This window comes from Roseicyclus mahoneyensis, from assembly GCF_003148775.1.
In the GTDB taxonomy this organism is placed as follows: domain Bacteria; phylum Pseudomonadota; class Alphaproteobacteria; order Rhodobacterales; family Rhodobacteraceae; genus Roseicyclus; species Roseicyclus mahoneyensis.
The window spans coordinates 79,881-93,486 of record NZ_QGGW01000010.1 but is presented as its reverse complement, the minus strand read 5'-3'; the positions used below and the strand labels follow the sequence as shown (position 1 = coordinate 93,486).

The window sequence follows — 13,606 nt, the reverse complement described above, 5'->3', positions numbered from 1 at the left end:
CGCGCGGGTTACCCCCGCGCGGCCTTGATCTGCGCATCACGCGCCAAGGCGGCCAGCCGGTAGGCGGCATGGGCCATCTTGGAATAGGGCAGGGTGAGGAAGAAGGCGAGAACGGTGCCCAGATGCAGCGCCAGAAGCGGGCCGACAAGCGCGGTGCCGGTGCCGGCATAGAGCACCAGCCCGGTCAGCCCTGTCAGCCCCAACAGGCCGACAAAGGCTATCTCGCCGCCCCAAGCCGATTTCGCGCCAAGCGCCGGGTCGGCCTTGAGCTTCAGCGCGATCAGGCCAGCGGCACCCAGCGTCAGGAGGATGCCACCGGGGATGCCCAAGAGCTTGGGCAGGCTGAACAACCCGTAGGGCGCCTGCATGTCGAAGACATAATGCAGCACCGTCCCCGAGGAGGTGGAGGCGAAGCACAGCAAGAACCCCCAGACCACCGCGTGGTGGGCGTGCTTGCGCGCGACGGTATAGCGGTCGCCCTTCTCGTAATTGCAGCCCTCTGCCGCACCGCCCGAGAGGTTGCGCATCCGTCCCGCATCGACCAGCGCCGCCGTCACATCCGAAAGCCGCAGCGGCGTGCCGCCCACCTCGGCCCAGTAGCGCCGCACCCCCACAGCCAGAGCCGCCAGCGGAAACAGAAAGGCGGGCGCGAAGATCGCCACCATCGCCGTGTGCGAGAGATAGGCGTAGAAGCCATCGCCCCCCGCAGACCCGATGGCGCGGATCGCCAGAAACATCAGCGCGATGCCCACGACCAAAGCGCCCGCCAGCGCCACGCCGCGGGTCTGGAACGCACGCGACAGCCCGCCCGGCCAGCTGAAGCGGTCCCAGCTTTCGACCCGAACCTCGGCCAATGCCGCGGGCAGGTTCAGCGCGAACTCATGGGGGTCGGTGTATTGGCAGGCGTAGTAGCAGCCGCGGCAGTTATGACACAGGCTTGCCAGTTGCGTGATGTCGCCATCCGAGAAACTGCGTTCCGCGAAGGCGGCGGGAAACACCGCGCAATAGCCCTCGCAATAGCGGCAGGCGTTGCAGATCTCGACCTGACGGCGGGCTTCTTCGGTGGCGGTGAGGGTGGGGGTGATGTCAAGCGACATGGGCGGCGGCCTCCTGGCCTGCGATGCGTCCGAAAACGGTTCCGATGGTCATGCCAAAGCCGGCGAGATAGCCCTCGCCCAGGATGGAGCCCGCCATGATCTCGCCCGCGGCCCAGATGTTGTGGAGCCGCGCGCCATGGGCCGAGACCCGCGCGGTGCGGTCCACCCTGAGGCCAAGGTAGGTGAAGGTCACGCCGGGGCGCAGCGAATAACCGAAAAACGGCGGCTCAAGGATGGGCCGTGCCCAGTTGGTCTTGGGCGGGCTGATGCCTTGGGTGGCCAGACCGTCCAGTTCCGTGGGGTGAAACGGTCCTTCGCGGCAGGCGGCGTTGAAGGCGTCGATGGTCTCGCGCAGCTTGTTGCCGGGCAGGCCCAGCCGCTGCGCGAGCCCCTCGATCGTGTCGGCCTGTTCGGGCGGAAAGACCGATGGCATGAAGAGCGTGCGGGATTTGGCGTCGATGATCGAATAGGCCACCTGATCGGGTTGGGCCGCGACCAGCCGCCCCCAGATCGCGTAGCGCTTGGGCCAAACATCCTCGCCCTCGTCGTAGAACCGATCGCCGTCGCGGTTAACCACCACGGAAAACGGCACGCAATCCAGCCGCGTGACGATGCCGCCGTCGAATTTGGGCGAGCGTCCGTCGATGGCGACCGCGTGGCATTGGGTGGGGTCGCCCACGCTGTCGGCCCCTTGATCGAGCATGTCGCGCAGCACCACGCCGCGGTTGTAGGGTGTGCCCCGGATCAAGAAGTTGCGCGCAGCAGGCCCCCAGGCATCGGCCAGCCAGTCCAGATCGGCCTGAAACCCGCCCGAGGCCAGCACCAGCGTGCGCCCCTCGATGCGGAGATCCTTGCCACCGATGCGCGCGTCGAGCCCTTCGAACCGGCCCTCGGTCACGGTGATGTGGCGCACTTCGGCCTCATAGAGAACGCGCACGCCCAGATCCTCGGCGGTGTTGTAATAGGCGTTCACCAGCGCCTTGCCGCCGCCCAGAAAAAACGCGTTGGTCCGCGAGAGCGACAGCGTGCCGGACAGCGAGGGCTGAAACGCCACGCCATGCCGCTCCATCCACGGCAGGCAAGCCTCGCTGTCGCGGATGGTCATGCGGGCCAGATCCTCGTCGGTCTTGCCCTTGGTCACACGGATCAGGTCGTCGAAATATTCGTCCTCCTGATAGGTGCCGGTCAGCACCGACAGGGGCCCGGCATGCATGCAGCGAAAATTGCGGGTGTGGCGCGAATTGCCGCCGCGATAGGTCTTGGGCGCGGCCTCCAGCATCAAGACCTTGGCGCCGGTTTCCGCCGCCTCGATCGCGGCACAAAGCCCGGCATTGCCGCCGCCCACCACCACCACATCCCAAGTCACGCGGTCGATATCGGTCATCGCTGGTCCCCCCCTTCGGTCGCCTGGTCACGCAGTTGCTTGAGCCGCGCGCGATGCGCGGCCTCGATATGGCGCCGCATCGCGGCCTCGGCGGCGTCGCCGTCATGGGCGTGAAGCGCGCGCAAGATCATGTCATGCTCATCCACCGCCGCCTGCGCGCGGTCTGCTTCTTCCATGGTGGACCGCCCGAGGATCAGCAGCGTCTTTTGCACCGCCTCGACCGAGCGCCAGAGAAAGCGGTTGCGCGCGGCATTCAGGAGCACACCGTGAAACTGCCGGTTGGCGTGATATAGCCGTTCGGGGTCGCGCGCTGCCGCCGCCATCTCGGCGTTGATGGCGTCAAGCTCCGCCAGTTCGCTGTCATAGGCCGCACGGGCGGCAAAGCGCGCCGCCGTGCCTTCCAGAACCGCGCGCATTTCGTACAACTCGGTCACCTCGGCCAGATCAAGGCGGCGGATGCGGGCGCCCGCGCGGGGCTGGTGATCGACCAGCCCGTCGCTTTCCAGAAGCCGGATCGCCTCGCGCACCGGCGTGCGCGAGATGCCCAGTCGCTCGGCCAGCTCCGTCTCGGTCAGCCGGTCGCCGGGGCGCAACTGGCCCTGCCGTATCTCGGCGATCAGCCGGTCATAGGCGTCGCGGCCCTGTCCGGTGTCGGGCCTCTGTGTCATTTCGGCGGCCATCGCGCTCCCTCTCTTGTAAATCGCATACAGTTGGATACAGATGGATGCAAGAAGGAGACGTCCCATGGCCAAGCTTTCCCCCGCCGCCACCGACCGTGCCCGGACACTGGCGCTGGCCTTCGGGGGGCTGGCGGTGTTTTGGGTGCTGGGCCTGCCGCTGCCGTTTCTCTTCGGGCCGATGACCGCCTGCCTGATCGCCGCACTGGCGGGCGTCCGGCTCAAGGGGATGGGGCAGGTCTCGGTCGGCGCGCGCACCATTCTGGGCGTGGCAGTGGGTGCATCGATCACGCCCGCGCTGATCGGGCAATTGCCACAGATGGCAATCTCGGTGGCCTTGGTTCCGATCTACGTCGTGGTCATCGCAGCCATAGGCGTGCCGTTTTTCCGCAAGGTTTATGGCTTCGACTGGCCGACCTCGTGGTATGCGGCGATGCCCGGCGGTCTGCAGGACATGGTGATCTTCGGGCAGGAGGCGGGGGCGGATGTGCGCGCCCTGTCACTGATCCATGCCACGCGTGTGCTGATCATCGTGACGATTGCCCCCGCAATACTGGTCTATGGCTTCGGCCAGACGCTCGACATACCCATCGGCCAGCCGGCGGCGGAACTGCCGCTGGCGGAACTGGCGCTGATGGTGGCGGCGGCGCTGGTCGGCTGGAAGGGGGGCGAGCGGATCGGGCTCTTCGGGGCTTCGATCCTTGGGCCGATGATCGTGACCGCCATCCTCAGCCTGTCGGACCTGATACATGTGCGCCCGCCTGCCGAGGCCATCTTGCTGGCGCAATTCCTGATCGGGATCGGCATCGGCGTGGGGTATGTCGGCGTCACATGGCACGAACTGCGCCGAGACGTGGCGGCGGGGCTCTTGTTCGTTCTGATCCTTGCCGCGCTGGCCGCGATTTTCACAGAGATCGTGGTGCTGGCGGGGCTGGCGGGCCCGGTCGAAGGCTTCTTGTCCTTCGCCCCCGGCGGACAGGCGGAAATGACGGTTCTGGCCATCGTCGCGGGTGCGGATCTGGGCTTCATCGTCGTCCACCACCTCACCCGCATCTTGTTCGTCATCACCGGCGCGCCCATCGCGGCCCGGATCTTTGGCGTGACCGCAAAGCCGCGCGGCGATCCCGACGCCTGAGGCGCGCTATTCGGCAGGGGCCGCCCGCGATGGCAGGGGCATCGGACGTGGCGCGCGGGGCAGGGGGGGCGCGGTCCCCGTCGGCAAGGGCAGGCTGACCGAGACCGACAGTCCACCGCCCTCGGACCGGTCCAGCGCGACACCGCCGCCATGCGACAGCGCCACCGTCTCGGCGATGGACAGGCCCAGACCGCTGCCCTCGGACGGCCCTGCCTGACCGAAGCGCGCCAGCACCGTCTCGACATCCTTGGCGGCCACGCCGCGGCCGTCATCGGTGACGCGGATCAGGGCACGGTCGGTCTCGGCGGCCAGTGATACGGCGATCCGCCCGAGGTCCGGCCCACCGTGTTTCAGTGCATTGTCGATCAGGTTGCCCAAGGCCTCGCGCAGCATCACCGGATCGGCCGAGACGCAGATCTCGTCATCGGGCAGCGCGATGGTCAGTGCTACGCCGCGCGCACGGGCGGCGGCGCGGTAGCGGTCGACCACATCCTCCAGCGCCTCGCCCAGTTCCAGCGGCTCGCGGCGCTCGCCTGCATGGCTTGCGCGCTCCAGCGTCAAAAGCTTGTTGGCCAGATCCTTGAGGTCGCGGGCCGAGACCAGCAATTCGCCCGCCCGGTCGCGCGCGGCGCGATCCGTCGGGGCCGAGCGCACGGCCTCGGCCATCGCCAGAACGCCCGCGATCGGGTTGCGCAACTGATGCGCCGCATTCGAGATAAAGCTTGCCTGCCGCGCCATCGACGCCTCGACCTGCCCGAACAAAAGGTTCAGCCGCTTGACGAGGCCGCGGATCTCGGGCGGAACCGGGCGGCGGATCGGGGAAAGGTCGTCCGAGGAGCGCTGCGAGATCGCATCTTCCAGATCCAGCAAGGGGCGCAGACCGCGCAGCACGCCGAACCAGACCACGAAGGCCACGGTTCCGATCAGCACTGCCATGACCACAAAGGCCCGCCCGGCCAGATCGCGCATCAGCGCGTCGCGCACCTCGACCTGTTGCCAGACCGTGATGGTGAAGGTGCCGGTGATGCCGTCCACCGTGGTCACGTCGCGCAGGCGCAGCGCGCGGACCTCTTCGCCGTAATAGGTGGAATTGTAGTAGGAGTAGGGGCTGTCGCCCGCGTCCGGGTCCGGGTTGAGCCGCACCGGCGGCGTGGCAAACCCCGTGACGTAATAGCCGTTGGGCGCATGGACATGGTAGAACACCGGACCGCCCGAGGTATCGGCCAGCAGGTCACGGGTTTCCAGCGACACCGCGTTGCCGTTCGAGCGCGCCACGTCGCCCTTGACCGCCAGCGCCACGGTCAGAAGGCTACGGTCGAAGATACCCGCCGCCTGCACGCGGGCGTCGCGCACCTGCCAGAACCCCACCGCCAGCGCGATCACGAGCAACGGAAGCAAGATGATGACCGTCAGCCGCAGCCTGAGCGAGGTCGAGGCCCTCATGCCGCCCCCCTTTCGCCATCTGTCAGGCTGTAGCCGATGCCGCGCTGCACGCGGATCGACAGTCCATGGGGTTTCAGCCGCTTGCGCAGGCGCGAGATATGAACCTCGACGGCCGCTTCCTCGACGTCCGAGCCGGTGCCGTAGAGATGGTCGAGGATGTCTTGCTTGGACACCGAACGCCCTTGGGCGCTCAGCAGCTTTTCCAGCAAGCTGACTTCGCGTCGGGGCAGGGCGACGGGGTCGGCCCCGATGGTGACCTGCCGCGCGTCACAATCAAGCTGCACCGCGCCAAGGCTCAGGATGCGCCGGATCGGGCGGGGACTGCGCCGTGAAATCGCGCGCACCCGCGCCACCAGCTCGTCCATCTCGAAGGGTTTCACGAGGTAGTCATCGGCGCCCGCGTCCAGACCCTTCACGCGCTGCTCCGTCTCCGATTGCGCGGTCAGGATCAGCACCGGCCGCTCGTCGTCGCGCCCGCGCAAGCCGCGCAGGAGGGTCAGGCCGTCCATGCCGGGCAGGTTGATGTCGAGGATCAGCAGGTCCCAGGCCTCTTGGCGCAAGAACGGTTCGGCCTCGTCGCCACGCGCAAGGTGATCGACCCCGTGCCCGAGATCTTGCAGGCGATAGGAGATGCCCTTGGCCAACGCCTCATTGTCCTCGACCAGAACGATCCGCACCGGGCCACCCTTCCTGAAGTTTTCCCGACCCACGACAGCTTCGCGCAAGGTTCGCAGGTCATCACCCCCGCATCAAGGTGCGATGACATCTTGCACAACCGACCGCGGGGGGGAGCCTGCGGTCACTTTGGGAGGACGACATGATCAATCTTTCGACCACGCGCCGCAAGGCGCTGGGCCTTGTTGCCGTATCCGTGCTTGCGATGACCGCAGGCGCGCCGCAGATGGCGCGCGCTGACCTGTCGGGTGCCACCGTCGACTTCGTGATCCCCTTTTCGGAATCGGGCGGCTCGGCGACCTGGGCCAACTTCTTCGCACCGCTTATGAGCCAGGCGCTCGAAGGCAACCCCACCGTCGTCGTGCGCTACCGCCCGGGTGCGGGCTCGACCGCGGGGGCCAACTGGTTTGCCGAGCAGACCACCGACAACGGCACGCTGGTGTTCGGCACCTCGGGCTCGACCCAGTTCCCCTATCTACTGCGCGACCCGCGCGTGCGCTACGAATACCGCGACTGGACCCCGGTTCTGGCCTCGGGAACCGGCGGCGTCGTCTACCTGCCCGCCGATCTGGGTGCGCGCTTCGACGGCGACATGGATGACCTGCAAGACGAATTCTTCATCTTCGGCAGCCAGGGCGCCACGACGCTCGATCTGGTGCCGCTTCTGGCCTTCCGCATGCTGGGCCTTCAGGTCGAGCCGGTGTTCGGCATCGAGGGCCGCGGTGACGGTCGCCTGATGTTCGAGCGGGGCGAGGCCAATATCGACTATCAGACATCGTCGGCCTACATCCGCAACGTCCAGCCGCTGGTGGATCAGGGTCTGGCCGTTCCGGTCATGACCTGGGGCATTTTGGACAACGACGGCAATGTCGTGCGTGATCCGACCTTCCCCGACATCCCGACCTTTGCCGAAATCTGCGACGCGACCGAAGGCTGCGAGACCGAAGGCGTGGCCTGGGAAGCATGGAGTGCCTTCTTCGTGTCGGGTTTCGCGGCGCAAAAGCTGGTCTACCTGCCCGGCACCGCATCCCCCGAGGTGGTTGCGATGTATGAGGCGGCGATGGCCGGAATCCTTGCGCGTCCCGATTTCGCCGAAATCTCGGCGGCCGAACTGGGTGTCTATCCCCAGATGATCGGCCCGGCGGCGCTTGTGGCGCACGAAGCGGCGATCACGGTGTCCGATGAGGCGCGCCAGTACGTCCTCGATTGGCTGCGCGAAGATTACGGCGTGACGCTGGAATAACCCGCGGCACATCCACGGCCCCCTGCGCGCTGCGTGCAGGGGGCGCTTTCCTGACGGCCCCCGGGGGAGACGCCCATGGACATCCTGACCATTGCCTTGCCGGCTCTCGGCGAGGCCCTGACGCTCGTATTCCAGCCCACCCAACTGATGTACCTGATGGCGGGCGTTTTGCTGGGCTTGTCCATCGGCGTGCTGCCGGGCCTTGGCGGCATCGCGGGCCTGTCGCTGGTGCTGCCCTTCATGTTCGGCATGGAACCGGTGTCGGGACTGGCCCTGATGGTCGGCCTGATCGCGGTGATCCCGACCTCGGACACGTTTTCTTCGGTTCTTCTGGGCATTCCCGGTTCGTCGGCCAGCCAGGCGACCGTGCTTGACGGCTTTCCGCTGGCCCGCAAGGGCGAGGCGGGCCGCGCACTGGCCGCAGCCTTCATCTCGTCGCTTTACGGCGGACTACTGGGTGCTGCCGTCCTGACCTGCATCATCTTTGTCGCGCGCCCGCTGATCCTTGCCTTCGGGCTGCCCGAGATGATGATGATCACCATCCTCGGCATGTCGATGGTTGCCATTCTGGCCGGCCGTGTGCCGATGAAGGGCGTCATCGCCTGCGGCATCGGCCTGCTGGCGGGCACCATCGGATCGGCGCCCGCGGGCGGGTCGCTGCGCATGTCGACCTATGACATTCCCTATCTTGTCGAAGGCTTCCAACTGGTGATCGTGGGCCTTGGCATCTACGCCATCCCCGAGGTTATTTCGCTCCTCCGGCAGGACAGCTCGATCTCCAGTTCCGGCGGGCTCGGTCGCGGTTGGACCGATGGTCTGCGCGATTGGTGGCGCAACAAGTGGCTGTCGACGAAATGCGCGGCCATCGGCGTGACCGTCGGCATCATCCCCGGCCTTGGCGGGTCGGTGGTGGACTGGATCGCCTATGGCTATGCCGTGCAATCGGCCAAGAACCGCGACCAGTTCGGTCAGGGCGACATCCGCGGCGTGATCGCGCCCGAAAGCTCCAACAATGCCAAGGAGGGCGGGGGCCTCGTGCCGACGCTGATCTTCGGCATCCCCGGTTCGGGGTCGATGGCGGTGTTCCTTGGCGGTCTGGCGCTTTTGGGCATGTCGCCCGGGCCCGCGATGATCCGGCAAGACCTAGACATCACCTACACCATCGTCTGGTCGCTGGCGCTGGCCAACGTGCTCGGCGCGGGGCTTTGCGTGCTCTTGTCGGGGCAGATCGCGAAACTCACCACCATCCGCTTCACGCTGATGGCGCCCTTCTTGTTCATGATGATCGCGTTTGCCGCCTTCCAGTCGCGGCAGTCGCTGGGCGATCTGGTCGCGCTGGTGGGCATCGGCATCATCGGCATCTTGCTGCGCCGGTTCGATTTCTCGCGCCCTGCCTTCCTGATCGGCTTTGTTCTGTCCCATCAGGCCGAGCAGTTCACCAACATGGCGACCCAGATCGCATCCGCCCGGTTCCGCCGCAGTTTCGAGGCGGGGATCGACTATATCGTGACGCCGATCACGGTGACAATCCTGATCCTCACGGTGCTGTCGATCATCATCGGTCTGAGACAATCCAAGAACATCCGGGAGAACATCGACACCTATACCGGCGGCAAACGGGCGCCCTTCGTCTTCTTGCTGGCGATCACGGCCTATGTGGCGATCTCTGTCGCGGATGCCGCCACGATCGACCGCTTCGGCGACAAGGTGTTCCCGCTGACCGTGGGCATCGTGACCCTGATCGCCTGCCTTGCGATGCTGGGCAAGATGATGCGCCGCGCCGAGACCGACGACCTCTTCATCGACCTCGAGGCGGGTGGCACCGATGGCGCGGCCCCGCACGGGTTGTGGTGGACCCTGTCGTGGTTCCTTGGCCTTCTGGTGCTGACGGGCCTGTTCGGGCTGATCATCGCGCTGTCGCTCTTCATGGTGGCTTTCTTCCGGGTGCGCGCAGGCCTGTCCTGGCTTTCTGCCGTCCTCTACACGGCGGCGGGGGTGAGCTTTATCGTCTTCCTCGCCTGGGTTCTGGGCCGTGAATTCCCGCCCGGCCTGCTGCAAGATGTCATCGACATGCCCTGGCCGCTCAGATGAGCCTGCGCTTCCTTTCCCTCGCCGGGGACGGGATCGGACCCGAGATCGTCGCGGCCACCGAAGAGGTGGCCGTGGCGGCCTGCGCGGCGCATGGCGTGACACTGGCGCTTGACCGCCACGAGATCGGATTTGCGGCACTTGCCCGGCACGGCACCACCATCCCCGAGGCGGTGATGGCTGCGGCACGGGCAGCGCAGGGCATCATCCTTGGCCCCGTTTCGCACAACGCTTATCCGCCCGTGGCCGAGGGCGGGCTGAACCCCTCGGGCGTGTTGCGCAAGAGTTTGCAGCTTTACGCCAACATCCGCCCCGCGCGGTCGCGCCCCGGCGTGCCGACACCCACGGGTCATGCCGTCGACATGGTGGTGGTGCGCGAGAACCTCGAAGGCTTCTACGCCGACCGCAACATGCACATGGGGCCCGGCGAGGTGATGCCGACGCCCGATCTGGCCATCGCCATGCGCAAGATCACGCGCGAAAACAGCACGGCCATCGCGCAATCCGCCTTTGCGCTGGCCGAACGCCGCCCGCGCAAACGCGTCGCCGTGATCCACAAGGCCAATGTGCTGCGCCTGTCGGACGGGTTGTTCCTAGAGGCCGTGCGCGCGGTGGCCGCCGATCATCCGGGCGTGGCCGTCGAGGAAATCCTTGTCGACAGCGCCGCCGCCCTGCTGGTGCGCGACCCGACCCGTTTCGATGTGATCGTGGCGACCAACATGTATGGCGACATCCTGTCCGATCTGGCGGCCGAACTGGCCGGCGGGCTTGGCCTTGCCGCCTCGCTCAACCATGGCGCCACCCATGCGGTGGCCCAGGCGCAGCACGGTTCGGCCCCCGATATCGCGGGGCAGGACCGCGCCAATCCCGGCTCGCTGATCGGGTCTGTGGCGATGCTGCTTGCCCATCTTGGCCATCCCGGCCCCGCCGATACCATCATGGCAGCACTCGACGCGGCGCTGGCAAATCCTCACACTCGCACGCCCGATCTGGGCGGCACCGCGGGCACGCGGGCCATGACCCGCACCATCCTTGACCATATCGCACAGGCAGACAGATGACACAGACCGCGATCCCCTTTCACTTCATGCGCGGCGGCACCTCGCGCGGGCCCTATTTCAACCGCGCCGACCTGCCCGCCGACCGCGACCGTCTGGCCGAGGTGCTGATCGCCGCCGTGGGCGCGGGCCATCCGCTGAACATCGACGGGGTCGGCGGCGGCAATGCGGTCACGACCAAGGTGGCGATGTTGTCGCGGTCTGATGACCCCTTGGCCGATATAGACTATTTCTTCGCTCAGGTCTCCGTCACCGAGCGGATGGTCGATTTCGGGCCGACCTGCGGCAACATGCTGGTGGCCGTCGGCCCCGCGGCCATCGAGATGGGGCTGGTCCCCGTGACGGGCGAGGTCACGCCCGTGCGCATCCGCGCCGTCAACACCGGCGCACTGGTCGAGGCGCAGGTGCAGACGCCCGGTGGCCGGGTGTCCTATGCGGGCGATACCGAGATTGCGGGCGTGCCGGGCACGGCGGCGCCCGTGGCGCTCAACTTCCTCGACGTGGTCGGATCGCGCACCGGCAAGATGTTCCCCACCGGCAACCGGATCGACGTGATCGACGGGGTGGAGGTGTCCTGCGTCGATGTCGCCATGCCGATGATGATCGCGCGCGCATCCGACTTCGGCATCACGGGCTACGAGACGGCGGCCGAGCTGAACGAGAACAAGGCGCTGTTCGCCAAGATGGAACCCATCCGCATGAAAGCCGGCGAATTGATGGGGCTGGGCGATGTGACAAAATCCGTCACGCCGAAACTGGGTCTGATCGCGCCCGCCCGCATCCCCGGTGCGCATTTCACCACCCGCTACTTTATGCCGTGGGATACGCATCCGTCGCTGGCCGTCACCGGCTCGCAATGCCTTGCCGCCTGTGCCATCGCGCCGGGCACCGTGGCCGAGGGCATCGCCGCCCCGGTCACGGGTTCGCCCGAGATGATCCATATCGAACATCCGATGGGCGTGATGGAGGTGCTTGTCACCTTCACCCGCGACGGGAACGCGTTCGAGTTCCATTCGGCGGGCGTCGTGCGCACCGCGCGCATGATCGCGCGGGGCGAGATCTTCGTGCCCTCGCATCTGATGGAGGGCTGAACGATGTCCTATGGCAGCGGCCCGATGGTCTTTGACATGCTCGCCCGCGCCATCGCGCAGGAAGGGACGGGGACCTGTTTCGCGCTTCTGGGCGATGCGAACATGAATGTCGCGACCCGGCTGGGCGACTTGGGAACGCGCATGATCTACGTTCGCCACGAACACTGCGCCGTCGCCGCCGCCATGGCCTATGCCCGCAAGACGGGCGAGGTGGGGCTGGCCACCGTCACCTGCGGCCCCGGCCTGACGCAGCTGATGACGGCGCTGCCCGCCGCGGTGCGCGCCAACATCCCGCTGGTCGTGCTGGCGGGCGAGGCGCCGATGTCCAAGGGCTGGTACAATCAGGCCATCGATCAGGCGCCCTTTGTCACCGCGACGGGGGCGAGTTATCGCGCGCTGCACTGGCCCGACCGGATGCCGACCGCGATCCGCGACGCCTTCCTCGAGGCGCGGATGACGCGCAAGCCCGTGGTGCTGGGCGTGCCCTTCGACCTGCAGCATGGCGCGTGGACCGGACCTGCGGACCTGCCCGCACCCTCGACCGACATCCTGCCCCGCATCTCGCCCATGCCGCCCAACCCCGATGACGTGGCACGCGCCGCCGATCTGGTGGCGGGTGCAGCGCGCATCGTCGTGATGGCGGGGCTTGGTGCGGCAGAGGCGGGCGCGGCCGAGGCTTGCCTGGCCCTTGCCGCGAAACTGGATGCGGCCCTTGCCACCACGCTGCCCGCGCGCGGACTTTTCGTGGGCCATCCCCATTGCCTTGGCGTCGCGGGGGGCTTTTCCTCCGACGTGGCGCGCGCGGTCTTTGCCGAGACCGATCTGGTCATCGCCGTCGGCTCCTCGCTGGCCTCGCACAATGCCGATGCCGGGAAACTCTGGCCCAAGGCGCGTGTGCTGCAGATCGACACCGACCCGCAGGCCATCTCGCAAGGCCGCCTCGCCTCCCATGCCCATCTGCGCGCCGATGCGCGTCTGGGCGTCGAGGCATTGACCAAGGCCGTCCCACAACGCCCCGCCACCCTTTGCACAGCCGAGCTGGCCGAGCGCATCGCCACCACCCCCGCCGATGGCAGCGTTTTTCCGCAGGAATCCGGCCTGCACGACCCGCGCGATGTTGTGGCGGCACTTGAAGAGCACCTGCCAAGTCATTGGCAGATGGTGAATTCCTCGGGCCATTGCTCCTATTACTTCGCCCATATGCCGTCGCGCCGCCATGACACTTTCCTCACGATCCGGGAGTTCGGGGCGATTGGAAATGGCACCTCCTTCGCCATGGGTGTGGCCGCTGCAAAGCCCGGTGATACCGTGGTGCTGTTCGATGGCGATGGCTCTTTCCTGATGCATGTGCAGGAGCTGGAGACGATCCGCCGCCATGGCCTCAACATCTTGATCATTGTCCTGAACGACCGAGCCTATGGGTCCGAGATCCACAAGCTGCGCGCCGAGGGGCTGTCGGATGCAGGCGCCGTCTTTGGCCCAACCGACCTTGCCGCCATCGCGCGCGGTTTCGGCATCGGGGGGGAGACGATCACCGATCTGGCGGCGCTGCCCGCGCTCATCGCCGATTTCGCGGCGACGGGCGGCGCGGCGGTCTGGGACGTGCCGATCTCGGACCGGGTGTTTTCGCCTGTCATCCGCCGCGCGCATCCCGAACTGGCGGCGGAGTAACCCCTCAGACCGCTTGACTTCGTCACGGTATACCACAGTATGCC

Annotated in this window: 11 protein-coding genes; 6 read left to right on the top strand and 5 right to left on the bottom strand. The window is 67.0% G+C overall.

Annotated features, from left to right (window positions below; all coding sequences use genetic code 11):
* Window positions 1-8 precede the first annotated feature (8 nt).
* The 3 genes from tcuB to C7455_RS16990 are packed head-to-tail and all read right to left on the bottom strand — an operon-like array spanning window position 9 to window position 3,149.
* A complete protein-coding gene (gene tcuB, locus C7455_RS17000; RefSeq protein WP_109670262.1) occupies window positions 9-1,097 on the bottom strand; it encodes a tricarballylate utilization 4Fe-4S protein TcuB in 1,089 nt (362 codons plus the stop codon).
* The gene (gene tcuA / locus C7455_RS16995; RefSeq protein ID WP_109670261.1) at window positions 1,087-2,481 is read right to left on the bottom strand and encodes an FAD-dependent tricarballylate dehydrogenase TcuA; all 1,395 of its coding nucleotides are present in this window, start codon (window positions 2,479-2,481) and stop codon (window positions 1,087-1,089) included. The genes tcuB and tcuA overlap by 11 nt, the downstream gene beginning before the upstream one ends.
* The gene (locus tag C7455_RS16990) at window positions 2,478-3,149 is read right to left on the bottom strand and encodes a GntR family transcriptional regulator (RefSeq protein WP_109670335.1); all 672 of its coding nucleotides are present in this window, start codon (window positions 3,147-3,149) and stop codon (window positions 2,478-2,480) included. Before C7455_RS16990 ends, tcuA begins: the two co-directional genes overlap by 4 nt.
* A 76-nt stretch (window positions 3,150-3,225) precedes the next feature.
* On the opposite strand from C7455_RS16990, the gene C7455_RS16985 reads away from it, so the two are divergent.
* Complete coding sequence (locus C7455_RS16985; RefSeq protein WP_109670259.1) at window positions 3,226-4,293, top strand: AbrB family transcriptional regulator; 1,068 nt, start codon at window positions 3,226-3,228, stop codon at window positions 4,291-4,293.
* A 6-nt stretch (window positions 4,294-4,299) separates the two neighbouring features.
* Here C7455_RS16985 and C7455_RS16980 read toward each other — a convergent pair whose 3' ends face one another.
* Window positions 4,300-5,736, bottom strand: coding sequence for a sensor histidine kinase (locus tag C7455_RS16980; protein WP_109670258.1), 1,437 nt, complete (start codon window positions 5,734-5,736; stop codon window positions 4,300-4,302).
* Window positions 5,733-6,461, bottom strand: coding sequence for a response regulator transcription factor (locus C7455_RS16975; protein WP_342767651.1), 729 nt, complete (start codon window positions 6,459-6,461; stop codon window positions 5,733-5,735). Before C7455_RS16975 ends, C7455_RS16980 begins: the two co-directional genes overlap by 4 nt.
* 92 nt (window positions 6,462-6,553) lie before the next feature.
* Here C7455_RS16975 and C7455_RS16970 point away from each other — a divergent pair, with 92 nt between their 5' ends.
* The 5 genes from C7455_RS16970 (at window position 6,554) to C7455_RS16950 (ending at window position 13,562) form a co-directional block, all read left to right on the top strand.
* A complete protein-coding gene (locus C7455_RS16970) occupies window positions 6,554-7,654 on the top strand; it encodes a type 2 periplasmic-binding domain-containing protein (RefSeq protein WP_109670255.1) in 1,101 nt (366 codons plus the stop codon).
* A 75-nt stretch (window positions 7,655-7,729) separates the two neighbouring features.
* A complete protein-coding gene (locus tag C7455_RS16965; RefSeq protein WP_109670253.1) occupies window positions 7,730-9,745 on the top strand; it encodes a tripartite tricarboxylate transporter permease in 2,016 nt (671 codons plus the stop codon).
* Window positions 9,742-10,803 (top strand): isocitrate/isopropylmalate dehydrogenase family protein, encoded by a 1,062-nt coding sequence (locus C7455_RS16960; protein ID WP_170119123.1) that lies wholly within the window; start codon window positions 9,742-9,744, stop codon window positions 10,801-10,803. Before C7455_RS16965 ends, C7455_RS16960 begins: the two co-directional genes overlap by 4 nt.
* Window positions 10,800-11,891: a 4-oxalomesaconate tautomerase gene (locus C7455_RS16955; RefSeq protein WP_109670251.1), complete on the top strand. Its 1,092-nt coding sequence runs from the start codon at window positions 10,800-10,802 to the stop codon at window positions 11,889-11,891. Before C7455_RS16960 ends, C7455_RS16955 begins: the two co-directional genes overlap by 4 nt.
* A gap of 3 nt (window positions 11,892-11,894) precedes the next feature.
* The gene (locus C7455_RS16950) at window positions 11,895-13,562 is read left to right on the top strand and encodes a thiamine pyrophosphate-binding protein (protein ID WP_245904387.1); all 1,668 of its coding nucleotides are present in this window, start codon (window positions 11,895-11,897) and stop codon (window positions 13,560-13,562) included.
* Window positions 13,563-13,606: the final 44 nt, after the last annotated feature.